The sequence below is a fragment of the Psychromonas sp. SA13A genome, assembly GCF_011378715.1.
In the GTDB taxonomy this organism is placed as follows: domain Bacteria; phylum Pseudomonadota; class Gammaproteobacteria; order Enterobacterales; family Psychromonadaceae; genus Psychromonas.
Genome location: NZ_WTKU01000001.1, coordinates 565,328 through 591,213 on the forward strand (window position 1 = coordinate 565,328; position 25,886 = coordinate 591,213).

24 protein-coding genes are annotated in these 25,886 nt (G+C 37.5%); 8 read left to right on the forward strand and 16 right to left on the reverse strand.

Annotation, left to right across the window (positions count from 1 at the left end; genetic code table 11):
* Positions 1 to 125 precede the first annotated feature (125 nt).
* From plsY to gloA, 3 genes are all read left to right on the forward strand, one after another.
* Positions 126 to 722 (forward strand): glycerol-3-phosphate 1-O-acyltransferase PlsY, encoded by a 597-nt coding sequence (gene plsY, locus GQR44_RS02425; protein ID WP_166368848.1) that lies wholly within the window; start codon positions 126 to 128, stop codon positions 720 to 722.
* A gap of 104 nt (positions 723 to 826) precedes the next feature.
* Positions 827 to 1,255, forward strand: a complete 429-nt coding sequence (locus GQR44_RS02430; protein WP_166368850.1) for a cytochrome c5 family protein — start codon at positions 827 to 829, stop codon at positions 1,253 to 1,255.
* Positions 1,256 to 1,339: 84 nt separating this feature from the next.
* Positions 1,340 to 1,756 (forward strand): lactoylglutathione lyase, encoded by a 417-nt coding sequence (gene gloA / locus GQR44_RS02435; RefSeq protein ID WP_166368852.1) that lies wholly within the window; start codon positions 1,340 to 1,342, stop codon positions 1,754 to 1,756.
* 91 nt (positions 1,757 to 1,847) lie between these two features.
* Here gloA and trpS read toward each other — a convergent pair whose 3' ends face one another.
* From trpS to pilM, 12 genes are all read right to left on the reverse strand, one after another.
* Positions 1,848 to 2,849, reverse strand: coding sequence for a tryptophan--tRNA ligase (trpS, locus tag GQR44_RS02440; protein WP_166368854.1), 1,002 nt, complete (start codon positions 2,847 to 2,849; stop codon positions 1,848 to 1,850).
* A 21-nt stretch (positions 2,850 to 2,870) separates the two neighbouring features.
* A complete protein-coding gene (locus GQR44_RS02445) occupies positions 2,871 to 3,542 on the reverse strand; it encodes a phosphoglycolate phosphatase (protein WP_166368856.1) in 672 nt (223 codons plus the stop codon).
* A gap of 12 nt (positions 3,543 to 3,554) precedes the next feature.
* On the reverse strand, positions 3,555 to 4,226 hold the full coding sequence (gene rpe / locus GQR44_RS02450) for a ribulose-phosphate 3-epimerase (protein WP_166368858.1): 672 nt from the start codon (positions 4,224 to 4,226) through the stop codon (positions 3,555 to 3,557).
* A gap of 124 nt (positions 4,227 to 4,350) precedes the next feature.
* Complete coding sequence (locus tag GQR44_RS02455) at positions 4,351 to 5,169, reverse strand: Dam family site-specific DNA-(adenine-N6)-methyltransferase (RefSeq protein WP_166368860.1); 819 nt, start codon at positions 5,167 to 5,169, stop codon at positions 4,351 to 4,353.
* Positions 5,162 to 7,093 carry an AAA family ATPase gene (locus GQR44_RS02460; protein ID WP_166368862.1) on the reverse strand — a complete coding sequence of 644 codons (1,932 nt, stop codon included), beginning with the start codon at positions 7,091 to 7,093 and terminating at the stop codon, positions 5,162 to 5,164. The genes GQR44_RS02455 and GQR44_RS02460 overlap by 8 nt, the downstream gene beginning before the upstream one ends.
* A 6-nt stretch (positions 7,094 to 7,099) precedes the next feature.
* Complete coding sequence (gene aroB / locus GQR44_RS02465) at positions 7,100 to 8,170, reverse strand: 3-dehydroquinate synthase (protein WP_166368864.1); 1,071 nt, start codon at positions 8,168 to 8,170, stop codon at positions 7,100 to 7,102.
* Entirely contained in the window at positions 8,170 to 8,685 is a 516-nt protein-coding gene (gene aroK, locus GQR44_RS02470; protein WP_166368866.1) for a shikimate kinase AroK, read from the reverse strand. The genes aroB and aroK overlap by 1 nt, the downstream gene beginning before the upstream one ends.
* A 153-nt stretch (positions 8,686 to 8,838) precedes the next feature.
* On the reverse strand, positions 8,839 to 10,977 hold the full coding sequence (gene pilQ, locus GQR44_RS02475) for a type IV pilus secretin PilQ (protein ID WP_166368868.1): 2,139 nt from the start codon (positions 10,975 to 10,977) through the stop codon (positions 8,839 to 8,841).
* A 26-nt stretch (positions 10,978 to 11,003) separates the two neighbouring features.
* Positions 11,004 to 11,522 (reverse strand): pilus assembly protein PilP, encoded by a 519-nt coding sequence (locus GQR44_RS02480; protein ID WP_166368870.1) that lies wholly within the window; start codon positions 11,520 to 11,522, stop codon positions 11,004 to 11,006.
* Entirely contained in the window at positions 11,522 to 12,094 is a 573-nt protein-coding gene (locus GQR44_RS02485; protein WP_240923531.1) for a type 4a pilus biogenesis protein PilO, read from the reverse strand. Before GQR44_RS02485 ends, GQR44_RS02480 begins: the two co-directional genes overlap by 1 nt.
* Positions 12,091 to 12,645: a PilN domain-containing protein gene (locus GQR44_RS02490; protein WP_166368872.1), complete on the reverse strand. Its 555-nt coding sequence runs from the start codon at positions 12,643 to 12,645 to the stop codon at positions 12,091 to 12,093. The genes GQR44_RS02485 and GQR44_RS02490 overlap by 4 nt, the downstream gene beginning before the upstream one ends.
* A complete protein-coding gene (pilM, locus tag GQR44_RS02495) occupies positions 12,645 to 13,703 on the reverse strand; it encodes a type IV pilus assembly protein PilM (RefSeq protein WP_166368874.1) in 1,059 nt (352 codons plus the stop codon). Before pilM ends, GQR44_RS02490 begins: the two co-directional genes overlap by 1 nt.
* Before the next feature lie 203 nt (positions 13,704 to 13,906).
* Here pilM and GQR44_RS02500 point away from each other — a divergent pair, with 203 nt between their 5' ends.
* Entirely contained in the window at positions 13,907 to 16,486 is a 2,580-nt protein-coding gene (locus tag GQR44_RS02500) for a PBP1A family penicillin-binding protein (protein ID WP_205962936.1), read from the forward strand.
* Here GQR44_RS02500 and yrfG read toward each other — a convergent pair.
* Positions 16,478 to 17,149 carry a GMP/IMP nucleotidase gene (gene yrfG / locus GQR44_RS02505; protein WP_166368876.1) on the reverse strand — a complete coding sequence of 224 codons (672 nt, stop codon included), beginning with the start codon at positions 17,147 to 17,149 and terminating at the stop codon, positions 16,478 to 16,480. The two genes, GQR44_RS02500 and yrfG, sit on opposite strands and share 9 nt — an antisense overlap.
* Positions 17,150 to 17,265: 116 nt before the next feature.
* On the opposite strand from yrfG, the gene nudE reads away from it, so the two are divergent.
* On the forward strand, positions 17,266 to 17,817 hold the full coding sequence (gene nudE, locus GQR44_RS02510; protein WP_166368878.1) for an ADP compounds hydrolase NudE: 552 nt from the start codon (positions 17,266 to 17,268) through the stop codon (positions 17,815 to 17,817).
* A gap of 79 nt (positions 17,818 to 17,896) precedes the next feature.
* Here nudE and sthA read toward each other — a convergent pair whose 3' ends face one another.
* The gene (gene sthA / locus GQR44_RS02515) at positions 17,897 to 19,327 is read right to left on the reverse strand and encodes a Si-specific NAD(P)(+) transhydrogenase (RefSeq protein ID WP_166368880.1); all 1,431 of its coding nucleotides are present in this window, start codon (positions 19,325 to 19,327) and stop codon (positions 17,897 to 17,899) included.
* A 217-nt stretch (positions 19,328 to 19,544) separates the two neighbouring features.
* Here sthA and GQR44_RS02520 point away from each other — a divergent pair, with 217 nt between their 5' ends.
* The 3 genes from GQR44_RS02520 (at position 19,545) to GQR44_RS02530 (ending at position 21,645) form a co-directional block, all read left to right on the forward strand.
* Entirely contained in the window at positions 19,545 to 19,904 is a 360-nt protein-coding gene (locus tag GQR44_RS02520; protein ID WP_166368882.1) for a DUF1422 family protein, read from the forward strand.
* Between the two features lie 166 nt (positions 19,905 to 20,070).
* A complete protein-coding gene (locus GQR44_RS02525) occupies positions 20,071 to 20,529 on the forward strand; it encodes a methylglyoxal synthase (protein WP_166368884.1) in 459 nt (152 codons plus the stop codon).
* Positions 20,530 to 20,544: 15 nt separating this feature from the next.
* Positions 20,545 to 21,645: an MOSC N-terminal beta barrel domain-containing protein gene (locus GQR44_RS02530; RefSeq protein ID WP_166368886.1), complete on the forward strand. Its 1,101-nt coding sequence runs from the start codon at positions 20,545 to 20,547 to the stop codon at positions 21,643 to 21,645.
* A gap of 90 nt (positions 21,646 to 21,735) precedes the next feature.
* Here the strand turns inward: GQR44_RS02530 and miaE are convergent, their stop codons facing one another.
* The gene (gene miaE / locus GQR44_RS02535) at positions 21,736 to 22,506 is read right to left on the reverse strand and encodes a tRNA isopentenyl-2-thiomethyl-A-37 hydroxylase MiaE (RefSeq protein ID WP_166368888.1); all 771 of its coding nucleotides are present in this window, start codon (positions 22,504 to 22,506) and stop codon (positions 21,736 to 21,738) included.
* Positions 22,507 to 25,749 carry a DEAD/DEAH box helicase gene (locus tag GQR44_RS02540; RefSeq protein WP_166368890.1) on the reverse strand — a complete coding sequence of 1,081 codons (3,243 nt, stop codon included), beginning with the start codon at positions 25,747 to 25,749 and terminating at the stop codon, positions 22,507 to 22,509.
* Positions 25,750 to 25,886: the final 137 nt, after the last annotated feature.

The following is a 25,886-nucleotide window of genomic DNA, read 5'->3' on the forward strand; positions in this document are numbered from 1 at the left end:
TTTTATATCCCTTAACGCGTAAACTCGACACGTTAAATTAAATATTATAATAAGATACTCAAATTTTTATCTTGGTGTCTATTATAATGCGCCACATTTTACCTGATTGGGATTAAATAAGTACCATGATTATACTGGCTACACTTATTTTTAGCATATCTTCTTATTTTATTGGCGGGTTAAATGGCGCAATTTTATTATGTAAAATAAAAGGTTGGCCAGATCCTCGCTCACAGGGCTCGAAAAACCCTGGAGCAACTAATATCCTTCGCCTTCACAGTGCGCAAGCTGCCAGTTTAGTGTTCATTTTCGATCTTTTGAAAGGTGCTTTTCCTGTTTATTTTGCTTATTATCTGGGTATCCCACCTTTTGCTATCGGTTTTATTGGTATTGCGACTTGTTTAGGACATATTTTTCCACCTTGTTTTGATTTTAAAGGGGGAAAAGGTGTAGCAACAGGATTAGGCATATTATTACCCTTAGGCATGGACATGACCGGATTAACACTAATTACTTGGCTAATAGTCGTTGCTCTCAGTGGCTACGCATCATTAGCGGCAATCATCACTGCTATTGCTGCTCCTGTCTTTGTCAATTATATTAAACCGGAGTTCACATTACCTGTTCTAATGTTGTCGTGTTTAATTATTGTTAGTCATATCAGTAATATTCGACGGCTACTGACCGGTAATGAAAAGAAAATAGTGAACTGGAAACAATAATATCCATAAAGAGATTGGTAGTTAATGGCAATCTCGTTATAATTAATACTTTAACAACAAGCTAACTTGAATATTAGTTTTTATTAACATTTACAGGAGTTCACGTGATCCTTATTAAACGTCTTAGCCTATTTATTGCTCTTTCATTGAGCCTATTTAGTGCACCAAGCTTTACACAAGATCTATCTGAAGAAGCGATTGCAAATCGTGTCGCCCCGATTGGTGACGTTTATATTGATGGTGAAATTGAAACTGCAAGTGCAGGGAACGATTCAAGTGAACCAGCAGGCCCTCGATCAGGTGAGAAAATTTACAATACATACTGTGTAGCATGTCATGCTACTGGTGCCGCTGGCGCACCTATCAAAGGTAACGCTGATGCATGGCAGCCTCGTGTTGCACAGGGTGAAGAAACTTTAATTACCCATGCAATACAAGGGTTTAATGCGATGCCTGCTCGAGGCACTTGTAGCGACTGTAGCGATGATGAAATCGCTTCAACAGTTAAGTTTTTAATTAAAGATTTATATTAATCAACTAATTAAACTGCTCCTTCAATAAAAAAGCGAATTGATATTCGCTTTTTTTGTTTTTATTTTATGAAAAGGAAATAGATTATGCGTTTATTGCACACTATGTTGCGTGTAGGTGATTTACAAAAGTCATTGGATTTCTATCAACAAGTATTGGATATGAAATTATTACGCCAATCCGAAAATGCTGAGTATAAATACACTCTTGCTTTCTTAGGTTACGGTGATGAGCTTAATACAACGGTTATCGAACTAACTTATAACTGGGGAACAGAGAGCTATGACTTAGGCAATGCTTACGGTCATATTGCTATCGAAACGGATGATATTTACCAAACTTGTGAAAAAATAAAAAGTTTAGGTGGTGTGATAACTCGTGAGCCTGGCCCAGTGAAAGGTGGTACAACAGTGATTGCATTCGTGAAAGACCCGGACGGTTATATGATTGAATTGATCAATAAAAAAGATGCAGGTAAAGGTTTGGGTGAATCCTCACTTTAAATTGCCATTTTTGACTAATTGAAAGCAAAAAGGCTGATTTTTAAATCAGCCTTTTATAACTATTAGCATTCAAGATATAAGCATTAGTCACTTATTTTGGTAAGAAACCCACTTTGTCATAAACTTTTGCAAGTGTTTCTGCGGCACGTTGACGTGCTTTTTCAGCGCCTACTCTTGCCATTGCTTGTAATGCCTGTTCATCTGCACGTAATGCTTTAAAACGAGATTGAATTGGCTCAAGTAATGTCACAACAGCATCCGCGGTATCAGATTTTAAATGCCCATACATTTTATCTTCATACTCCGGGATCAAGCTTTCTATACTTTTACCCGTAGAACATGACAGTAAGGTCAGTAGGTTAGACACGCCAGGTTTTTCAACTGTATCGAAATAGATACGTGCTTTTTCATCTGAGTCTGTTGCTGCACTTTTTATTTTTTTCATGATCTTTTTAGGATCTTCTAATAATGCAATAAAGTTCTTTTCATTATCATCGGACTTAGACATTTTTTTAGTCGGTTCTTGTAAACTCATAATGCGCGCTCCATGCTCTGGAATCGCAGGTTCAGGCACAACAAACGTATCGCCATAGGCATTATTAAAGCGGGAAGCAATATCTCGCGCTAGCTCAAGGTGTTGTTTTTGATCACTGCCTACAGGTACACTTTGTGGACCATATAAAAGAATATCCGCAGCCATTAATACAGGATAAGAGAATAATCCGGCAGTAATATTACTAACATTTCGCTGTGATTTTTCTTTGAATTGCGTCATGCGATTCAATTCACCCATTTGCGTATAGCAATTCAAAATCCATGCAAGCTCTGCATGCTCAGGGACTTGTGACTGAATAAACATAGTGCTTCTTTGTGGATCAATGCCCACTGCTTGGTACATTGCTAATCCATCATAGATAGCACTACGCAATGCTTTAGGGTCTTGACGTACAGTGATAGCATGCAAATCAACAAGGCAAAATAAGCAATCATGAGTTTCTTGCATAGCAACCCATTGACGTAGAGCGCCCATATAGTTGCCAATAGTTAAGCCACCTGAAGGCTGACAGCCACTTAATACAACTGGTTTAGTCATCTTTAATTTCCTTCATTACGTTTATAGTAATGTTAATAATTCATCGAAATGATTAATAATATAATCAGGGTTAATATCTGCGATGGGTTCACCATAGTTATAACCGTATGTTAGTGCGATTGTTTTTATCTTTGCATTTTGCCCAGCTAAAATATCATTACGTGAATCACCCACCATCACCGCTTGAGATAATGGTACATTAAAATATTCACAGGCATGGAATATTTGCATTGGGTCAGGTTTGTTTTTACTTAAGGTATCACCACCCAGTAGTAAATCAAAGCAACGATTAATCCCAAAGTAAGCCAGTAATTTAGGTAAAAATTGCTCCGCTTTGTTAGTGATTAACGCAATTTTGTAGCCTTTATCTTGGAGTGAAAATAAAGTGCTTCGAACCGCAGGATATAACCCAGATTCGGTATTTAAAAATTGCTGGTAATACTCTTCAAAAATAGACACTGCTTGGGTTAATTCAGCTTCAGAGCTTGCTTTACCTTGTACATGCAGCAAGCTACGCTCAACCATTTTAGGAATGCCATCACCAACCCACGTTTTAACCAATAGATCATTAACGTGAGGTAAAGCTAAGTCATCTAACATTGCATTTAATGCTAAACGTAAATCTGGCACACTGTTCACGAGAGTGCCATCAAGATCAAAGCAAATTATTTTAATATCAGTTAATTGAGACATAATAAAATTTCACTATTTTGCTTGTGCTAATTGCTCACGCATTTCGTCAATCACAGCTTTATAATCAGGTTGGTTAAAAATAGCTGAACCGGCAACAAACATATCAGCACCCGCTTCTGCGATCTCTTTAATATTGTCAGTTTTAACACCACCATCCACTTGTAAGCGAATATTGCGTCCACTTTGATCGATCAATTTTCGTACTTGACGTAATTTTTCAAGTGTATGGGGAATAAATGATTGTCCGCCAAAACCAGGGTTTACAGACATTAATAACACTACGTCTAATTTATCCATAACATGTGTTAATTCTTCTAAAGAGGTTGCAGGGTTTAATACTAACCCAGCTTTACAACCGTAAGATTTGATAAGTTGTAATGAGCGATCCACATGTTTTGATGCTTCAGGATGGAAAGTGATAATAGAGGCACCCGCTTCAGCAAACTGAACAATCATACTGTCTACTGGTTCAACCATTAGATGAACATCGATAGGTGCTGTGATCCCAAAATCACGTAATGCTTTACATACCATTGGACCGATCGTTAAGTTGGGTACGTAATGGTTGTCCATTACGTCAAAATGCACAACATCTGCACCATCATCAAGTACTTTTTGAACGTCATCACCTAAACGCGCAAAGTCTGCAGATAAAATTGAAGGTGCAATTAAATAATCAGTCATGGTAGTGCTTCCCTAAATAGAAATGAGCTAAATAATGAGTGCATTATTCTACCTAAGGCGGCTCTAACACACTAATTTTTATTTGCTATGTGGCGACTAAATAAGTTATTTTTGAAGTTTGTCTCTAGGATCCATTTTTAGCGGGGAAAAAGGCAAATAACTCTGCAACAGGTTTACGATCTGTAGACTTACTACTGATCGTTCGCGATACAAAAATTTTGTCACAATCAGCCTCTCTGTATAACTCTTGCGTTAACGTCGTATCATGATTACTCAATAATACTGCCGCTTTACTTTCCCGCGCCAATTTTGCTAGTTGAGCTTGATCATCTAAGCTAAAACCTTGCGTTGCATAACTAGTAAAAGAGGCACTTTTACTTAAAGGTACATAGGGAGGATCACAGTACAGCACGTCGCTATCACGTAAATACAAAAAGAGTTTTTGGTAGGGTTTACAGGTAAACGTAGCTTTTTTTGCTTTTTCAGAAAAAAATAATAACTCAGCCTCTGGAAAATAAGGTTGTTTATAACGTCCAAAAGGTACATTAAAACCACCACTTTTATTATAACGACATAAGCCATTGTAACCATGACGATTCATGTATAAGAATAATAATGAACGTAGATATACATCCTGACTGCAATTAAATTTATTTCGTAATTCATAATACACAGCCTCTTGATTATATTCAGGCTGAAAATAGACTTTTGCATCACGAATAAACTGCTTAGGTTTACGCTTAATAATCTTATACATTTCAATGAGATCAGGATTTATATCATTGAGTATATACTCATCATAATCACTGTTTAAAAACACAGAACCTGCACCAACAAAAGGCTCAATTAGGCGCTTTGCTGCAGGTAAGCGAGCATTAATTTGCTCCGTTAATGTGTATTTGCCACCAGCCCACTTTAAAAAAGCTCTATTTTTTTTATTCATTATTTAACCGCAAATCATTGTGTACTACTTGCCATTTTTTAACCCAAGAAGGCATGTTTCTAAATGCATTGGGTAAGTTTTTAGCCGCTAATTGGGCAGACTTTACTGAGTCATAATCACCATAAATAATGACATACCAAGGTTTCGCCTGACGAACTGTCTGATAGATATATATATTTTCCAACGATGAACGATATTGGTTTTGAAATTCAATTAAATATTCACGAGAAGCCATACCTGATAGTTGTAACGTGTAATGACTAGCATCCTTTGCAAACAGAGTCTCTAAGTCGGTAAACGAGCTCTCTTGCTTAAAACCTGTGCTGATATTATTGACTGGTTGTACCTCGGTTTCTGCTGCAGCGGTATTTATATTCACTGGTAATTGCTCTGCGATACTTAACGGAAGTGCTTTATTCTCAAGCTCATTGTCGTTGACTAAACCTTCGCTGCTAGCGTCTGTAACTGTTTCAATAGTATCTTGTTTATCTAATACTGTTTCTTGTGCCGTAGTTGCAGTTTGCTCACTGTTTAACAGAGCCTTGGAGTCATTTAGATTATCTGTAATTGTTTCATTTTCAACTAGATTATTTTCGTTATCAACCGGAAGCCTTAACAATAAGGGAACTTGTTGTTCATTCTCTGTTTGATTAACTTTACCGGTAGATGCTTCAACGCTAGTTTCAGTGGTAATTGAGGGAGCAGTTAAAGGAGTAGATGAATCATCCTCAAGCAATACTTGTTCATTTACATCGGCATCTTTTGCTTCAATCGCAACGGACAATTCTAATAGTTGTTGTCCAGAAATCACCACTCGCTTCTCTGTTGCATCAGATAAACCCACCTGGCTTTGGTTGTCGATAACATCAAGATCGAGATCTGCCCATGAAGCCGCTAGTTTTTCTGGTCCTTCATTTAGCGGTGCTTGAGTATCTGCAGCAGCAGTTTTTGAGTCTTCATTGTCTTCCTCGCTATCTTCTACAGCATTTACTTCAGAGCTATTGTGCTCTTCGGGCATTCCTTCTACTTCCTTAATTTCTTCTAAGGCAATATAAGTGCTATCAATTGGCGCCTGTGCATTTTCAGCTTCCGAGAGTGATTTGTTGGGAATAAATTTTGGGTATAAGTAAACTGCAATAGCACTCACAATAGCGACTAAAAAAAGCATCAAGGCAATAGCAGGTAATCGTGTTTGAACCCATGAAGTAGTAATAGGCTTTAACAACCCTTGGCTTAAATCATCAGCTAGTTTAATTATTTTTTGTGGATTGCCATTACATAACCTAAGTTGTTGATTTAGTGCGTCTTGATGTTGAAGTTTTGCATGGTAGTCGACTTGTTGAAAGTTATGTTGTAATAATGCATTCGCCTCCTGTGTGTTAAGCACTGGCAGCGTTAATTCAACGTGGTTTAAAAAGTCTTTGGTTCGACTGGCTAGATGTGTATCTATATAGTCTAAATACTGCTCTGTAGCTGCTTGTTCAGTAAGTAACAGGACATTAAGTGTATTGTCTTGGGCAAGGCTGTTATCTGAAAATAGCTCGCATAATTCGGCGATAAAGTCAGTAGGTAAATGATCTGCATTATCAATAATAATGAGTCTATTAAGGGACCGGTTTTCAGCCTGTTGTAAACGTAAAATACTATCCAACAACTTATCTTCTGCATTGAATAATGCTTTATCAAATAATTGAGAAATTATTTGCTGACGCAATTTAGCAGCTGTTGGCTCATTAACCAATGAAACATAAACCTGTTTTAAATCAGTAGGTAATGTATTGGATAAGTTTTCTGTCAGTGTGCTTTTCCCGGCGCCAGCTTCGCCAGACACAAAGATAAGAGAAGAAGATAAGTAAATCAGATGTTGCAGCCTTTCTATCAGCTGCAACTGAGAAGGGAGCGAAATTAATGTCCTTTCGACCATGATTGATTATGATTCTATAACGTCACGAAGAACAACATCACTCACATTATCAAATAATGCACTAGTACCGATTGATGTCGGCAGCACTAAACGTAATTGCCCGTTAAGGACTTTTTTATCCAGTTGCATATGCTCTGCAAAATGTTGGTATTGCATTTCAGGTGGTGCGGCTAATGGTAAATCAAAGGCTTCAATAAGATCAATGATTTGCTCTACTTCTGTATGTTCGATTAAGCCTAAAACATAAGAAGTTTCCGCAGCTAACACCATTCCCACAGCAACAGCTTCACCATGTAACCAGTTGCCATAACCTTGCTCAGCTTCAATGGCATGACCAAAAGTATGGCCAAGATTTAATAGCGCTCGTATACCGTGTTCTTTTTCATCTAAGGCCACTACTTCTGCTTTAATCGCACAACAACGTTTAATCATATAAGTGATGGCTGTTGCATCAAGTGACTTAATCGCTTCAATATTGTTTTCTAACCAAATAAAGAAGTCTTGATCGTAAATAATGCCATATTTAATCACTTCGGCCATGCCCGCCGCAAACTCACGTGCAGGTAGTGTTTTTAAACATTCAATATCAATGACAACAGCTTGTGGTTGATAGAAAGCCCCAATCATGTTTTTACCTAGAGGATGATTAACAGCTGTTTTACCGCCCACAGATGAATCAACTTGTGATAACAAAGTGGTTGGAATTTGTATAAAAGCAATACCACGCTGATAACATGCAGCAGCAAAACCTGCCATATCTCCAATAACACCGCCACCTAATGCAACAATAGTAGTATCTCGAGCATGTTTTTTTGCTAACAGCTCACTTAATATCGTCTCAAATGTGCTCAGATTTTTATATTGCTCGCCATCAGGTAAAATGACTTCATCTATTTGATAATCTTTTAATGTGTTTTTACACGCTTCTAAATAAAGCGGAGCAACCACATCATTAGTCACAATCATGACCTTTTTACCGCTAATAGCACTACTAAACAATGAAGTATCAGCTAATAAGTCTGGTCCAATAGAGATAGGGTAACTACGATCACCTAGATCAACGAGTAATTTTTCCATTAAAAATCCAATAAAGCGATGATTTGACTTGCAACAACTTTTGCACTTTGCTCGTCAGTTTCGATAACATAATCTGCAGCTTCTTCATACAGTGTGTTGCGATTTTCTGCCAATGTTTCCAGTACTGATTGAGGATCATCTGTTTGTAAAAGAGGTCTACGTTTATCTTTTAACGTTCTTGCTAACTGTTTTTGCACGCTTGTTTTTAAATAAACGACAATGCCACGAGCAGATAGGTGAGTTCTGTTTTCTTGACGAATAACCGCTCCACCGCCTGTCGCTAAAACAATGCCATGCTTTTTAGTTAGTTCATCTAACATTTCTTGCTCGCGGTTTCTAAAACCTTCTTCACCTTCCACGTCAAATACCCAGGCAATATCTGCGCCGGTTTTACGTTCAATTTCACTATCTGAATCAAGAAAGTCTAAGTGCAGCATTTGTGCTAGTTGACGGCCAATTGTGCTTTTACCAGCCCCCATTGGGCCAATTAGAAATATATTACGCTGTTCTGCCATGTTGAATGTTTACTCAAGTGGTTGATTACTGGGAAGCCCCTTAAAAATTAAAGAGAAGTGCCTTATTATCGCAATTGTTAATAAGGTATTGCAAGCCATAAAAAAATAAGCCTGAAGATAAACCTTAGGCTGATAGTAAATATCGGTATCTAATTAATATTTTGTTTGCATGACAATACGCGGTGTAACAAAAATTAATAACTCAGCTTTCTTATTATCCTGGCTAGTGCTTCTAAAGAAATAACCTAAGTAAGGAATATCTCCTAAAAAAGGTACTTTCTTAGTCGAAGATGTAACTTCTTGCTGGTAAATACCGCCCAATACTAAGGTTTCCCCATTATCAACTAATACCTGAGTTGCAATTTCTTGTGTGTTGATTGAAACGACTTCACCTGTACCCGTAGAGATAGTGTCCCCAACAGAGTCTTGAGTGATCACCAAATCCAAGATGAGTTTATTATCGGGTGTAATTTGTGGCGTCACTTCTAAGCTGAGTACCGCTTTTTTGAAGCTCACCGAGGTAGCGCCTGACGACGATGATTCCACATAAGGCACTTCGGTACCCTGTTCAATATAAGCCGTTTGTTGATTTAACGTGGTAATACGTGGACTAGCAATGATTTCCGCTTTATTTTCTTGCTCTAATGCTGATAGCTCTAAATCCAAAATATCGCCATTTGCAAACCTAGCGACTTGAAACGCAATAGAACCGGCAACCGATGCTGAAGGCAGATTAACGTTTAAACGATCATTAACATCACCCGTTGTGCCTCCTTCAATACCAGCAATAGTTCCTGAAGTAGATAGCGTAGTACTAGATGAAGGATCCGTTGCATTGCCTGAAACTCCCCATTGAATACCTAAATCTTCACCTACGGAATCACTCACGGTGACCATGCGCGCTTCGATAACAACTTGGCGCACAGCAATATCCAATACTTCAACCATTTCTTTGACTGAATCAATCACGGATGCAGTATCTTTAATTAATAACGTATTGGTACGTGCATCAATACTGACATTACCACGTTCAGAAAGCAGGCTTGCACTATTACCTGATAACATAGCTGCGATATCTGCTGCTTTTGCATAATTAATTTGAATAAATTCTGAATATAAAGGAGCTAAATCTTCTACTTGTTTATTAGTTTCTAGTTGTTCACGCTCTTTAGCGGCTAATTCAGTGGCAGGTGCGATCATCAGCACGTTACCGTCCATGCGTTTACCTAAACCTCTTACTTTTAAGATGATGTCTAAAGCTTGCTCCCAAGGAACGTCATCAAGACGTAATGTGATATTGCCGCTTACAGAGTCCGTGATCACTAAGTTAAGACCATTAAAGTCAGCAATCAACTGTAATACTGTACGTACAGGAATATCTTGGAAGTTAAGCGAAATAGCTTTTCCTTCGTAAACGGTTTCTTTTTTATCTTTTGGTTTTTCAGATACTTCAATCATAAATAATGTATCTAACTGATCGTAGCGGTAGTTGTACTCGTCTTTGATATTAAAAACAAACCGTGTTTTACCGTCTTCTCTGAAGGTTTCGACCTTCTCTACGATTGTAGAGAAATCAACCACATCCATTATGTATAATAATTCGTTAGGAATATAAGTACTTTGAAACTCTGCAATTAACTGTTGATCACGGCGTCTAATATCCACAGCAACACTTGAGTTATCTAAATAAACAAACAGTTTACCTTGACCTTCTGAACCACGTTTAAAATCGATATCTGAAATAGTGTTAACATAACCCTTAGGTTTCTCAACTGCTACTGTGGCTGACTTTTCTTTAGCAGATTTAGTGACAGTATTTTGCGAGGTTTGAACACCTGTATTTTGTAAAATCGCAGCAGCAATACTTGCTTCTGATTGCGTTGTGATCGATTTTTGTACCGCATCACCAAAACGAACCGTCAAATAATTCCCCTGTTGAAAAATACGATATGGTAATAATCCTTCAAGGTTAATCACTAAACGTAGGCCGCCTGAGGTTCGACTAGTTTCAACATCATTGATACCGTTTTTATTGATAGCGACAGGATTCTTCTCAAGCACTGAACTCGCATTTTTAATATCAATAACCAATTTATTTGGGCGATAATGAAGCTTATCTACGTAGTTATTAATCAACGCATTAAACCCAAATTTTAGTTCTAACCTGCCATCAGTCATCGGGTTGACATCAAGCTTATTAAGTTGTGGCTCGGCAGCCGCAATGGAAGACAACAAAAACAATGTAAGTCCAATACATGACAGCATTGTTTGTTTAATATTTCTAAATTTCATGATTTAAATTTCATCCCTGATTAAATTCATTCTGACTGTAAAGTAAGCTGAGTAATACGTTCTTGCCAACAACCGCTGCTATCTGATGCTAGCTCTAATAAATCAATTTGTGAGGAGGTCACTTTTAATACTTTCCCATGATTTAATCCTAAATAATATCCAGGTTTAACTCTATGTATTTCATTGCCTGAAACTTGTACCAATGCCCACAGTTGATCATTAATCTCTAAGGTCCCTCGCATTCTCATATTGCTAAGAGAGAACATTTCTAATGCCTCTTTCTTGCGCTCAAAGTTAGGTTGAGGACAACTTTTAGGTGTATTTCTGACTTCTGTAGCAACTTCAGCTTGAGGCTGAGAAAAAGGGCTTCTGGCTTCTTCCTGAGTGTAAGTCAGCGTATCAATTTTTTTCAACACTGGAATGTCATCATTTAGCGGATAGACTTTAGATTTGCTATCAGCAACAAACACCTCTAGATCATCGACCTGTACATCAACACAAGCAAACAAAGAAAAGCTCATTAATAAAGGTAATAATTTTTTCACTAAGGCTCCTCTTTATAACGATAGCTTTTAGCAACTATCTCTAACAGTAGAGTATTTTTATCATTATGTTTTAAACGCAAGTTATCCAATATCACAATACGAGGAAGTGCTGCAATATCCGCTGAAAATTTACCTAGTTGCTCATAAGTACCCACCACTTTAATACTAATCGGCACTTCTTCAGCAAGCTCTAATTGTTTTTTAACCCCCCAATTTAAACTATTAAATTGAAGACCATTATTGGAACCAATAAAGCTAATATCGTCTAACAGGCTTGCTAGTTCTTTTTTACTTGGTAGTTTATTAACTAAGCCATCTAATATCACTTCGATCTCTTTCATTTGTTCACGATAGGCTTCAAGATTTGAAGAAATAGCCGCTTTAACAGTAAATTCTTTTTTAAGGGCAATTTCTTTTGCTTCGACTCGCTCCAATTGTTTCAATTGGTCATCAATAACATAGTAATAAAAACCACCTACAAACAAAATACAAACGATTAAAATGGTAATTGCTTTATGTAGGTTAGGCCAACTGCCGATAGTTTCTAAATCCAACTCATTAATATTCATCATTTTAATCCTTTTTCAGGAAGAACAATAAAATTCATGGCAAACTTATAAAGCTTAATCGGTTTATCAGGACCACTAACAATAGAAGGCAATGATGCATCGCCTAACCAACCAGAATTATCAACATTTCGGACCATATTGCTAACTCGACCATTAGACTCAGTAAGACCTTTCACATCGATACGTCCATCTTTAAAGGTCACTGAATCAACATAAACACCCGCGGGAGTCACTACGGGCAAGGTATTAAAAAAACGTGTGATCAAATTACGACGCTCCTCCAATTCTTGAATCAAATTAATACGTCTCACTAATTCTGCTTTTTCTTTTTTAATGTTACGTATTTCTGCAATACGGCGATCTAAAATAATTGTCTGAGTTTGTAAAAATTGGTTACGTGAATTCTGTGCACCAATTAACTCATCAACATATATTTTACCTAAATAACATATACTTAATGTAACTAGACAACACATGCCTAGCAATACAAAGAAGGCTATTTTTTTCTTCCTTTTGTACTCTTCACGCCAGGGTAATAAGTTTATATTTGACACTATATAACTCCTCTTAATGCCAAACCTAGCGCCATCATATACTTACTACCTGATTGCGTTAATACTCCTTTATCAGCCTTGTTTTTGAATTCAAAACCTAGATAAGGATCTGCAACTTCAACTTCAATATCTAATTCAGCTCTTAACTGCTCCACTAACTCAGGCATTAACACACCTCCTCCAGTTAATATTAACTTAGTAATAGCAACGTTATTAGGAGAGTTAGTAAACATACGCAAATCAAAGCGAAGGTGATTGACCGTCATACTCACAAACGGAGCGATGACATCAGATTGGCAATCGACGGGTAAATCATTTTCTAATTTTGCTTTTTCTGCATCCTGAAATGAAAGTGTATAACGATCCGCAATCATTTGGGTACACACTGCACCACCATGATTTTTGTTACGAGTAAAAATAACATTACCTTGGTATAAAACACTCAACATCATTTGTGAGGTACCAATATCTACGACAGCAATACCATGATTATAATCTTCAGGAGTAAATACTAATTCAGAGGCTCGAGCAAGAGCATGGCTTGCCACATCAACAATAGTAGTAGTTAAGCCGCTTTCATCAACACACTGTGCCTGTGATAAAACACGCTCTTTTCGAGCTGCACTGACCAGAATATCATTTAAAGCACTATCCGCTTCATTAGGTCCCATTATTTCAAAATCTATAAATATTTCATCTAATGGGAAAGGAATAATGGTTTCTGCTTCTAATTCAATACGCGCTTCTAAATCTAATTCATTTAAATCGGAACTCATGGTTATAACTTTTGTCATAACATCTGCGCCCATTACTGCAATGGCTGCATTTTTATAATTACTAGGAAAGGATTTTCTTAAACGTTTAATGATTAAGGTTACTTTATCAATATCTTCTAAGCGGTTATCAACAATCAATCCTTTTGGGACAGAAGCTTCTGCGGCACCATCAATTTGATAGGTTCCTTGCCCCTTAGAGAGTGCGATAGCTTTGATTGAATGTGAGCCAAAATCAATGCCAATGACACCGCTAGGACCTAGTCTTTTAAATCCAGAGAACATAACTTCCTTGCTGCAGTAAGTGCTAATAAAATAGTTAATTGAAATAAAATATGAGCTTGAGTCTCAATTAGATAACGTTCAAATTGAATAAGTCACAGTTCCCTCTTTAACTCATGATTTATAACTATATACTACATATCCAATATATCTAATATTAAATAAAAAAAGTGACATGCTCACAACATAGATGGAATGATTCGAATATGATGAAATGGATAAAGCGACTTTTCATAGTAGCTATTTTCTTGGGTGTTATAGGTGTTGCTGCGATAACATTTATCTACTTCCAACTAAAAGCAGATTTACCAGATGTAACAAGTATTCAAGAAATCCCTTTGCAAGTACCAATGAAAGTACTCAGCAAAGACGGTGAACTGATCTCTCAATTTGGTGAGAAAAGACGTATCCCGTTAATACGTAAAGAGATACCAGATCAACTTGTTAATGCCTTTATTGCCACCGAAGATAGTCGTTTTTATCAACATATTGGTATGGATCCGATTGGTATCATGCGTGCAGCTAGTGTTTATATATTATCTGGCAGCGCAAAGCAGGGGGCGAGTACAATCACCCAGCAAGTGGCACGAAACTTTTTCTTAACCAATGAAAAAACTATTTTGCGTAAAGTCCGTGAAATATTCCTTGCCATACAGATAGAACAAATATTAACCAAAGATGAAATTTTAATGCTATATCTCAATAAGATAGCATTAGGACATCGTTCATTTGGTGTGGGCGCAGCTGCCCAAGTTTATTTTGGTAAAACAGTTTCAGAATTAACGCTTTCTGAGATGGCTGTATTAGCAGGCCTTCCCAAGGCGCCTTCACGTTTAAACCCTATCTATTCAGTTGAAAACGCAACGGAACGTCGCAACATTGTTTTACTGCGTATGTTAGATGAAAACTATATTACTCAAGAAGAGTATCAAAGTGCACGTGATGAAGTTGTTTTAAGCCGCTACCATGGTGCAGAAATTACGCTATCAGCACACTACGTTGCTGAAATTGCACGTAATAAATTAATTGAGTTATACGGAGAAGAGCGAAGCTATAACGAAGGCTTCAATGTATACACCACGATCACTAAAAAAACACAGCAAGCCGCAAATAAAGCAGTCATAGAAAATCTGCATAATTACGACATGCGCCATGGTTACCGTGGTGCAACTAAGGTGTTATGGACTGAAGATGAAACTCCGTGGACAACAGAAAAGATAGAGGAAGCACTAGCACAAGAAGCCAGCGATGTTGATTTAAAACCAGCGGTAGTCGTTGCTGTTAATGACAAAAGTATTGATGTCATCATCAAAGGTGATAAGGAAAAAGTATCAACCATTGATTGGGACGGTTTAAGTTGGGCACGCTCATTTAGATCCGATTCAAGACAGGGTAATCCTCCCAAAAAAGCAAAAGACATTGTCAGCGTAGGTGAGCAAATTTTGACTCGAGAAGTCGATATTGAACTCAAAGACAAAAAACAAACGACTTCCGTGAAACAATTACAACTATCACAATACCCTGCAGTGAGTGCAGCCTTTGTTTCGCTAAACCCTCAAGATGGAGCAATTACATCACTAGTCGGCGGTTTTAGTTTTGCACAAAGTAAATTTAATCGTGCGCTTCAGGCTAAACGTCAGGTTGGTTCTAATATCAAACCATTTATTTACTCTGCCGCCCTTGATAATGGATACACCTTAGCGACGTTAGTAAATGATACACCAATTAATGAATGGAGTGGAAATGAAGCTTGGCGCCCAAAAAACTCACCAAATATTTATTTAGGCCCCATTAGATTGCGTCGAGCATTAGGACAATCAAAAAACGTTGTATCAGTTCGATTAGTACAAGACTTAGGTATTGATAAAGTTATTGATCAACTCACTAAATTTGGCTTTAAACCAGAAGACATGCCAAGAAGTAACTCTATTGCACTGGGGTCAGCATCGATAACTCCGCTAGACCTAGCTACAGGTTATGCAATCATTGCCAATGGCGGATACAAAATTGAACCTTATGTGATTGAACGTATTGAAGATGCATACGGCACTGTTTTATACCAAGCAGAACCTAAAATTGTTTGTCCAGAATGCATTAAAACATACCAAGGTAAAGCAGAAAAAACAGATCCCTTAGCGATTGAAACAATGATAGACGGTGATGCTAAGGTGTGTGTTATTGCGGCAGTCGATGAAACACAAATAGCACCTTCAGCGATCTCTCCTGCTACTGCATTTTTAACCCGTGAACTATTGCGTACCGCAGTTTGGGGTGGTGGCGACTGGGCGCATAAGACTCGTTGGAATGGCACCGGGGCACGAGCAGGAAAAGCAGTTAAGCGCCAAGATATGGGCGGCAAAACAGGTACCACCAATGACTCCAAAGATGCTTGGTTCTCTGGTTTTGTTGGTAATAGTGTTGCCACTTCATGGGTTGGTTTCGATGACTTTAATCGTGAATTAGGTCGTGCAGCTTACAATAGCAACTTAGGTAAAAGTCAATCTTCAGGCGGTGAGTATGGATCAAGCACTGCCTTGCCAGCCTGGAATGCATTTATGGTTGAAACCATGGCAGGAGAGCCAACTTTTTCACCTCCACGACCAGATAATATTGTTAACGCGCGAATAGATAGAGCAACAGGGTTCCTATCGACGGTCACTGATCACACAACACTGATTGAATACTTTAAATCAGGCACAGTGCCTATTTACTATGCACCTGAGCAAAGTAATTACAATCAAAGTAGTGACTCTTCAACAGAAGGATATGATGAAGAGCTATTTTAATAGCTGATAGTGAGGTTGAAAAAACTCCTGAAATTCAGTAATAGTTGAAAAGCTTTGCATCGCTTGTGCGGGCTTTTCACTATCCGGTTTGTTAATACCGACTAGATATTCAACACCAGCAGACTGAGCAGCAACTAAAATTTTCTCGCTATCATCAATAAAAATGGAGCGAGAAAAGTCTGTATTGAGTTGCTTCTTTACTGCTTCCCAAAAAAATGCACTTTCTTTTTCATGGCCGATTTCATGGCTAGAAATAGCGAGGTCAACATGAGATAACAGTTGCGTTTGTTGATCTTTCAGCGCAATACCACTTGGATGAGCATTGGTTAAGATAACAATTTTCTTACCTAATTTTTTTAACTTTTTCAAAAACCAAAGCGTATCTTCTCGCCATTGAATCTTATGCTTATTAGCATGTTGTAAATGATGGATATCCAAGCCTAAGGTTTCAGTCCAATAATCATAGCTGTACCAAGATAACGTTCCCCACACGGCTTTGTATTGGTCAAAAACATAAGTAGTGGCTTGTTCAATAGATAAACGATGCAATAATGCATATTGGCTGGGTACAAACTCTAGCCAAAAGTGAGAGTCATAATGTAAATCTAATAATGTACCATCCATGTCTAGTAAGACTAAATCTACATCTTTCTCTAAAAACATATTATTCCTAATGCAGTGTACTCAAAGTAAAATAGATTAAATGAATACAGTATCGTAAATAAGATAAGCATTGTAAGATAACATTTATATTAACTAATGATAGTCATGGGGTCTCTATGAGCAATTCTTTACCAACCTTACCTGAAATATTACATAAAAGTGTTGTCGCTTGTAGTCGATTTTTCAAGATAGAAACATTACAGCTCAAATTTAGTAATGGTGAACAGCGTGAGTTCGAACGTATGAAGGGAGGTAATCAAGGAGCCGTATTAGTGGTGCCTTTTTATGATAAAGATACCTTGCTGTTAATACGAGAATATGCGGCTGGAACACATAGCTACGAGCTAGGTTTCCCAAAAGGCTTGATTGACCCAGGCGAAAGCGATCTAGAAGCTGCGAATAGAGAATTAAAAGAAGAGGTCGGCTTTGGGGCTAAAAATTTCACTGCATTGAAAAAAGTAGTGATGGCTCCTAGCTACTTTAGTAGTACGATGACTTTATTTATGGCTGAAAATTTATATCCTGAAAGTTTACCTGGTGATGAGCCTGAGCCTTTAGAAGTGATAAAATGGCCAATCGCCAAAGCAGATGAATTATTAGCACGGGATGATTTTCAAGAAGCGCGTAGCATTAGTGCATTATTGCTAGTGATGAAAAACCATCGTTGACTTAATCACCATATATAGTTTCAAAAAAGTACTAATTCGTGAGTAGTAAAATATAACTACTCACGCTTTTCATTCCCTTTTAAAACAATCGATTCAAACCGTTTAATGCTGCAACTCGATACGCTTCAGCCATGGTTGGATAATTGAACGTCGTATTAGCAAAATATTCAATCGTATTACCAGGGCCTTCTTGCTCCATAATAGCTTGACCGATATGAATAATCTCTGCAGCTCGCTCACCAAAACAATGAATACCTAATATTTCTTTAGTATCGCGATGAAATAGGATCTTCAAACTACCCACATCTGAACCAAGAATCTGAGAGCGGGCTAAATCTTTGAATTGTGCGCGCCCTACTTCATAAGGCACTTTTTGTTGCGTCAAAATTTGTTCTGTTTTACCCACTGAACTGATTTCAGGAATAGTATAAATACCAGTAGGAATATCTTTGATCAGTTTTCTTTTTCCTTCACGGGTAATAATTAAATTAGCCGCTATTCGACCTTGATCATAAGCTGCACTGGCTAAACTAGGGTAACCAATAACATCACCTACAGCATAAATATTATCCACAGATGTTTGATAGTTTTCATTAATAGCTAGTTGCCCACGACCATCTGGTTTTAAACCAATTGCTTCTAAGTTTAATAGGTCAGTATTACCTGTACGCCCATTTGCATAGAGTAAGCAGTCTGCCTTCATTTTTTTACCTGATTTAAAATGAATAACTACCCCTTCTGAAGAATGTTCAACTTTTTGGTATTCCTCATCATGACGTAAAATCATGCCAGAGTTTCTGAAGTGATAAGACAATGCATCTGACATTTCAGCATCTAAAAATGATAACAACCTATCCCGAGTGTTAACCAAGTCAGTTTTAACACCCAACCCTCTAAAAATAGAAGCATATTCACAGCCAATAACACCTGCGCCATAAATGACAATATGTTGTGGTTGATAATCTAGAGAAAGAATTGTGTCACTGTCATAAACATTCGGAGAATTAAAGTCGATATCAACAGGATGATATGGTCGAGATCCAGTCGCGATAATAATATCTTGTGCTGTGATCGTTTCTACGGAGCCATCTGCACTTTTAATTCGAATCGAATGATTATCAATAAAAGATGCTTCACCAAAATGTAAAGTGCAATTATTACGATTATAGAAACTACTGCGCATTTTAACTTGTTTACTGATCACTTGTTCCGTATGGCGTAATACATCAGCAAAAGTAAATGACTGTTTTTGAGGATAATTATTTGTAAATAAGGCGTTATTTTTAAGCTCAATCAGCTGTGTAACACTATGGCGAAGTGCTTTTGATGGTATGGTTCCCCAGTGTGTACACCCCCCACCTATATCACGATATTTTTCAATCACAGCGACACGTTTACCAGCTTTAGCAAGCTTCATCGCTGAGCCTTCTCCGCCTGGTCCGGTGCCAATAACAATTGCATCATAATCATAACTTACAGGTGCTTTTTTTGGATTTTTTGGTGTAGACATGACTCAACCTTCAGTGATAAATAATAGTAATATTAACAATCTAACAGTATTTGTCACACATTCCTGTAACAAAGCGTGCTCTCTAAGGGTATTAAACATACATTATAAATATGAAAATATCTTTAACTTCTCACATCGTTACAAAAAAGGAGAAATAGAGGTTAGTTCATGTTATTTTTAGGTTTTAAATTTAAATTAATAGATAGGAGTTAGTGTAATGCAAGATAGTAATATCTCAGTAAAATGGTTAATTCATGCTTTTTTAATAGGGTTGTCCATTAACGCATGTTTTTCTATTTTAACAATCTCACAAATAACATTTTCACTGTTTCCATTTTTTACGCTGTACTTTGCAACGAGCCGCTTTTACCAGCTGTATATTAGTGAAGCAGATAATGAAGCCAGTGTTCGTCCGGCATGGGCAGCCTTTTTTATTGGTTTATTCTCCTACGCAGCTTTTATTGGAGCATTACACCCAGAACTAGGATCAAATTTCATCTCCATCACTATTACTTTAATTCTAGCTATCTGGTTAATGTATAAAATGATGTTTGGTGATAAGCATTACCCTGCATAAGGACAATACTGATAGTAAATTTTAAATTAACCTAACTGGTTATAAATCAATAATATGGTGGATTTGATCAACACCTTGTATTTGGTGTTGCGCAATTCCCTCATTTTCTAGATGATATTAAATCACCCTTTAGGGTGATTAGTGTTACTCTTTAAAAGGGCAAATAATGGATTATACTACCCGCAATATTCCCGCTTCAAAGCAAATAGCTTTAGTTGCACATGATGATATGAAATATCAGCTAATTAAATGGGTTGCTAAACGCGCAGAACAATTAAAACAACATCATATATTCTCTACTGGCACGACGGGCACTTTGTTGGCAAAACAAACAGGCTTACCTATTGAATGTCTTTTATCAGGACCAATGGGTGGGGATCAGCAGTTAGGTGCTAAGCTTGCGGAAGGTAAAATTGACTTACTTATTTTCTTTTGGGATCCAATGAGTTCAGTCCCCCACGAACCAGATGTAAAAGCATTATTACGTTTGGCGGCGGTATGGAACATTCCAATGGCAACTAATATATCAACCGCAGATTTTATCATTGACTCATATTATATGGATAAAATTTATACAACACGTATCCCTGACTATCAAAAATATTTAATTCGACGCACACAATAAAGTTTGGAGTTCATCTTGCAAAGCTTAACTGACATTTATATCTACCCGATCAAGTCCACTAAGGGCATTCAATTACCGCAAGCATTAGTGGAAGAAAAAGGTTTAGAAAATGATCGGCGCTACATGTTAGTTGACATGCAAGGACAGTTTATTACAGGTCGAACACATCCTCAATTAACGCAAATCAGTATTGAATTTTCTAAAAAAGGCTTATTTGTTAGCGCACCCGATCAACCTAGTTTCTATATTCAACAGGAGCAGTTTTCGGAGCAATCATTAGCGGTTGAGATTTGGGCAGATACAGTACAAGCGCAACACTGTCATAGCGATTATGATCAATGGTTTTCAAATTTTTTGAAACAACCGTGTCAGCTTGTTTACTTTGCTGATAGCAGTGTACGCTGTGTTAAAAACAAGCAAACACAGGTTGGTTTTGCTGACGGTTACCCGCTATTACTCATTAATCAAGCCTCCGTCGAGCAACTTAATACACTGCTTGATAACCCAGTCAGTGCATTGCATTTTCGCCCTAATATATTAATCAAGGGAGATAGTGCCTTCGTTGAAGATAGCTGGTCTCGTATTAAAATTGGAGAAGTAGAGTTTGAGGTAAGTAAACCCTGCTCCCGCTGTATTTTTACTAATGTAGATCCTAAAACTGGCAAAGCAGACCTTGAACAACCTCTTAAAACATTATCACAATACAGGTTCCACCAAGGTAACATCGACTTTGGCCAAAACTTAATTCCTTTAAACCAAGGAATTATTCGCAGTGGAGATCAAGTTCAAGTTATAGCTTCACAGCAAGCGCCAATTTATGAGTCGATGTTAGCAACTGAAGAAAGTAATAAAAAAGCACTACAGATAAACTTTGCAAATACCGGCTTAGAAGTCACAGGTGATAATCAGCAGTTGCTATTAAATCAAGCAGAACAGGCTGGAATTAATATTCCCTATTCGTGCAGAGGTGGCAAATGTGGACGTTGCAAAACAAAATTATTATCCGGGGAAGTTGATGTATTAAATGACCAAGGTTTATTTAAAGAAGAAATAGAAGCAGGTTATATATTAGCCTGTAGCTGTATACCCTTATCAAATATTAGTATTGATCACTAAGGATAAATACTTAAATACTCACTGAAATGCTTATCAATGAACATTAAATGATTCATGGAAACTAACAACATGAATCATTTTTTAATAGAACTAAATAGTTGCATCAACCGGGCAGCCACTATGAAATCTAAAGTCTTCATCTGGCGAGGTAATTAACTGCCCTTCTAGCTGGCCAAAATATTCAATTCGATCACTAATATCTTTCCCCGCTATTTGCTCTGCTAATACTAAATAATCTTGATAATGACGTGCTTCCGAACGAAGTAAAGAAACATAGAATTTATTTAAGATAGGGTCTAAGTGAGGTGCTATTTTAGCAAACCGCTCGCAGGATCTGGCTTCAATATATGCACTGCAGATAAGTTTATCAATCAGCATATTAGGTTCATGTGTTGTGACATGGCTTAATAACTCTTTGGCATAACGACTTGAGCCAATAAAACCAAAAGTAATATCGCGTGCGTGCATTATCTCCACTACTTGATAGAAATGATGTAACTCTTCTTTGATCAACAAGATCATTTTATCAATTAAATCCTGTCCATAAGGCGTATTACCTTTTGCGACAATTTTTTTAGATAAACTATTGTTGGCTAATGCTTTCCAATCACCTTGTTTACGATATACAAAATCATTATAAGGGGTCAGCCAAGCCATCAGAGCATCACCGCTTTGTTTGTCTACCGCATAACGGCGAATCAATAACATCGCCGTCTGCGCAGCTTTTAACTCGCAAATCATATGATCAATTAATAGCGCAGATTGATTCTCCACCAGTTTTGCTTTATCTATCCAAGCTTGTGGTGTCTGCGTATGAAGGAATTCTTTTATCGGCGCTAATAATTGTTCATCTACGTGCATCTAATAACGCTCAAATAGTTTTAATAACGCATCGCTATTATCCGGCGCAAAGTTTTCTTCTTGCTCCTTACCGTACACACTATCAGCAAGCTTCTGCTTACGAGATTGCAACGCTAACACACGCTCCTCAACTGTTTGCTCACAAATCAGTTTATACACAAACACAGGCTTATCTTGGCCAATACGATATGCTCGGTCAGTGGCTTGGTTTTCTACCGCAGGGTTCCACCATGGGTCATAATGAATAACCGTATCAGCAGCGGTTAAGTTAAGGCCAACACCACCAGCTTTCAAGGAGATCAGGAAGACTGGCACATCACCACCTTGGAACTTCTCGATAATTTCACTACGGTTACGGGTTTGCCCTGTTAATTTAACAAAATCAATACCGGTTTCCTGCAAGGCTTCTTCAATCAAGCCTAACATTTGTGCAAATTGTGAGAAGATAAGAATACGTCTGCCCTCTTCTACCATTTCTGGCACAATTTCCATTAAGAAATCTAACTTAGCTGAACTTTTTATTTGCTGAGCATGCTCTAATTTTACTAAACGAGGATCACAACAAGCCTGACGTAATTTCAATAGTGCATCTAAAAATTCAATACGGCTTCTTGCCATACCTTTTTCACGCAGTAAATCACGTACTTTTGCTTCCATCGTGATACGAATGCTTTCATACAGAGTACGTTGATCGTTTTGTAGTGCAATTGTATGAATGATTTCTGTTTTAGCAGGTAACTCTTTAGCCACCTCATCCTTGGTGCGTCGCAATAAGAAAGGTCTAGTTTTTTGAATTAACCATTGCTGAATTTGATGATTACCCTCACCTTCAATACCTTTACGGTATACTCGATTAAAGGTGCTGTATGAACCTAAGAAACCAGGCATCAAGAAATCAAACAAAGACCATAATTCGCCAAGATGATTTTCCATTGGCGTACCCGTTAAACACAGGCGCTGTTTAGCATCAATTTGTTTAATACTCTTAGTCATTTTAGCAAGTGGATTTTTAATGGTTTGCGCTTCATCCAAGATAAGATCAGAGAATGAAAATTCAGCAAACTCTTTAAAATCACGAGCAATCAGAGGATAAGTAGTGATCACTAAATCATAGTTATTTATATCTTTAAAGAATTGATGACGACTAACACCATGCAAGACTAATACTTTCAAATCTGGAGTGAATTTAGTCGCTTCATTTAACCAGTTACCGACTAAGGAAGTAGGACAAATCACCATCGCAGGTAACGACAACAACTGTTGTTGTTTTTTGTATAATAAGTAAGCTAACGTTTGTACCGTTTTACCTAAGCCCATATCATCGGCTAACACACCAGAAAACCCATATTCATTCAAGAACATAAGCCAGTTTAAACCTTCCTTCTGGTAGTCTCGTAAGTCGGCAACTAGTCCCTGCGGAGCAGGTACGTCTTGAATGCCGCTAAAGTTAGCTAATTTTTTAGCCAACGCTTGCACATGTTCACCACCAACCCAACGATTAATTTCAGGAAGTTGCGCTAATAACGCAGCCTGATTCTGAGGTAAATTTATTTTACTATCGTTAACTTCACCTAGCTCTTGCAAAATAGATAAAATAGGTTGAATAGATTCGCGTTTAACACGCAGTGGACGACCATTACCTTGCGCTAATAATATATCGTAATCATTCTGCTGCCAGTCTTCGTTACTGCGCAACCACTCTAATAACAACGGTAATAGTTCAATACGCTTGCCTTCCACTTCAATGGAAACACCTAAGTCAAACCAGTTACCTTTTTCATCAATATCAATATCGATGCTATCAACTTGCTGACTTTGTAATGCTAAGTCCTTAGCAATATCAAACTGCCAGCCTAAGACTTCTAAGCGAGCTTTATGTGCTGTTAATAGTGATAACCACTGAAACTCTTGAGAGCCTCCTAATTCAGGTGGCAAAATACCTTGGGTATCCTTACTAACCGCATATTTAGGGTCATACATATACACATCAAGCAAACATAATTCATTAAATTCATTTAAAGCAGCTAACTCTGCGTCAATATCTCTTGTAACACTGACAATTTGCCCTTTGTGCATATATTGATTACGTTGTTTATCTTCTAAGATGCTTGGTGTTAATAACAATACGCCATATTTAAAATACAAACGCCCTAAAAATAGACTTTGTCCTTTAATCTGTTGTACATCTAATTTAAAGATAACCTGTAAGGTCTCATCAATATGCTGAATGTCGTAATGCTGCGGGTTAGGCAATACATCTTGTGCAAAACCCAGTGATACTTCTTGAGTAAAGTGCGCACACTGTTCTTCACCTAATGGTGGAGTTTGTAACAGGGAAAGTAACCAATCACGATTAAAGTGGGTATCAAGCAGGCCAAATTGGTGACTATCAAGGTCATAAAAATAAGGTTTAGGTGTTGGGATCAACAGCCAGTTTTCACTACCTTCAAGGTTGACCATTAACTGTTTCAAGCCATCTTCTACCGATAACCATTCCAGCGTTACCTGACGAGAAGCTGATAATGTTATTTTTTGGTCAAGGTGCTCCCAGAAGCATCGACCAGTTTCTAATATTTTTTGTAAAGCCAATAAGTCGAGCTCAGTTTTGATATAGGTTTTACCTAACTTAGTCGCTCGTCCTTCTTTAGTGAGTAATAAACGTAAGATTTCAACATCTTCATCCTCTACCCATTTAAAGCTTTCCATCCAGCTTTCGTTGTCAGCAACAGACACTAAGTCTTTTTCACTAAAAACATGAGAATTTTCACTTTTCAAAAAACGCACGCTGCCATATTCAACTTTGATATAACGGTGTTCATGATTGAGGACTTTTTTATCAAACGAAAAGCGGAAGTATCCTTGATAAGCAGAGGCACGTACTTTTTCTGGTTGCCCTACTTTACCGTTTAACATTTCATACCAAGTTTGATAGCTGTTTTCGATATTATAATTCGGCGTATCTGCTTGGTAAGCTAACAGTAAAGCAACAGCATGCTTACAATTCCACCCAACTGGGCAAGAACAAGTGCTGTGAATAATATAACCGCCTTTATTAGACGGTTTAATGGATGCTTTAGTCTTATAAGGCGTGTCATTGGTCCCTTTGACCAATCCAACAAGTGAATTACTCGATTCATCGTAATTGCACGCTAATACACGACTTTCTTTAAAATAGAGGGTACCTCGGTCAATAATATTACGACCAAAACTTGTTGATATATCTTGCTGAGTCACTTTAGGCATCGGAAAAAACCATCTAAAAAACGGATCGTTAATGATAAAGAGATAGTGGGCAGAAATAAAGGACTAATAATGAAATTACATAATTCCTGCGATTAACACCTTCATTTATTTACTAAAAAACACAATTATAGTAGGTT

What these genes read in the sequence shown, in the direction of transcription:
- plsY (WP_166368848.1), top strand. Translation starts at nt 126, where the DNA reads ATGATTATACTGGCTACACTTATTTTTAGCATATCTTCTTATTTTATT.
- gloA (WP_166368852.1), top strand. Translation starts at nt 1,340, where the DNA reads ATGCGTTTATTGCACACTATGTTGCGTGTAGGTGATTTACAAAAGTCA.
- trpS (WP_166368854.1), bottom strand. Translation starts at nt 2,849, where the DNA reads ATGACTAAACCAGTTGTATTAAGTGGCTGTCAGCCTTCAGGTGGCTTA.
- GQR44_RS02445 (WP_166368856.1), bottom strand. Translation starts at nt 3,542, where the DNA reads ATGTCTCAATTAACTGATATTAAAATAATTTGCTTTGATCTTGATGGC.
- rpe (WP_166368858.1), bottom strand. Translation starts at nt 4,226, where the DNA reads ATGACTGATTATTTAATTGCACCTTCAATTTTATCTGCAGACTTTGCG.
- GQR44_RS02455 (WP_166368860.1), bottom strand. Translation starts at nt 5,169, where the DNA reads ATGAATAAAAAAAATAGAGCTTTTTTAAAGTGGGCTGGTGGCAAATAC.
- GQR44_RS02460 (WP_166368862.1), bottom strand. Translation starts at nt 7,093, where the DNA reads ATGGTCGAAAGGACATTAATTTCGCTCCCTTCTCAGTTGCAGCTGATA.
- aroB (WP_166368864.1), bottom strand. Translation starts at nt 8,170, where the DNA reads ATGGAAAAATTACTCGTTGATCTAGGTGATCGTAGTTACCCTATCTCT.
- aroK (WP_166368866.1), bottom strand. Translation starts at nt 8,685, where the DNA reads ATGGCAGAACAGCGTAATATATTTCTAATTGGCCCAATGGGGGCTGGT.
- pilQ (WP_166368868.1), bottom strand. Translation starts at nt 10,977, where the DNA reads ATGAAATTTAGAAATATTAAACAAACAATGCTGTCATGTATTGGACTT.
- GQR44_RS02485 (WP_240923531.1), bottom strand. Translation starts at nt 12,094, where the DNA reads ATGATGAATATTAATGAGTTGGATTTAGAAACTATCGGCAGTTGGCCT.
- pilM (WP_166368874.1), bottom strand. Translation starts at nt 13,703, where the DNA reads ATGTTCTCTGGATTTAAAAGACTAGGTCCTAGCGGTGTCATTGGCATT.
- GQR44_RS02500 (WP_205962936.1), top strand. Translation starts at nt 13,907, where the DNA reads ATGATGAAATGGATAAAGCGACTTTTCATAGTAGCTATTTTCTTGGGT.
- yrfG (WP_166368876.1), bottom strand. Translation starts at nt 17,149, where the DNA reads ATGTTTTTAGAGAAAGATGTAGATTTAGTCTTACTAGACATGGATGGT.
- nudE (WP_166368878.1), top strand. Translation starts at nt 17,266, where the DNA reads ATGAGCAATTCTTTACCAACCTTACCTGAAATATTACATAAAAGTGTT.
- sthA (WP_166368880.1), bottom strand. Translation starts at nt 19,327, where the DNA reads ATGTCTACACCAAAAAATCCAAAAAAAGCACCTGTAAGTTATGATTAT.
- GQR44_RS02520 (WP_166368882.1), top strand. Translation starts at nt 19,545, where the DNA reads ATGCAAGATAGTAATATCTCAGTAAAATGGTTAATTCATGCTTTTTTA.
- GQR44_RS02525 (WP_166368884.1), top strand. Translation starts at nt 20,071, where the DNA reads ATGGATTATACTACCCGCAATATTCCCGCTTCAAAGCAAATAGCTTTA.
- miaE (WP_166368888.1), bottom strand. Translation starts at nt 22,506, where the DNA reads ATGCACGTAGATGAACAATTATTAGCGCCGATAAAAGAATTCCTTCAT.
- GQR44_RS02540 (WP_166368890.1), bottom strand. Translation starts at nt 25,749, where the DNA reads ATGCCTAAAGTGACTCAGCAAGATATATCAACAAGTTTTGGTCGTAAT.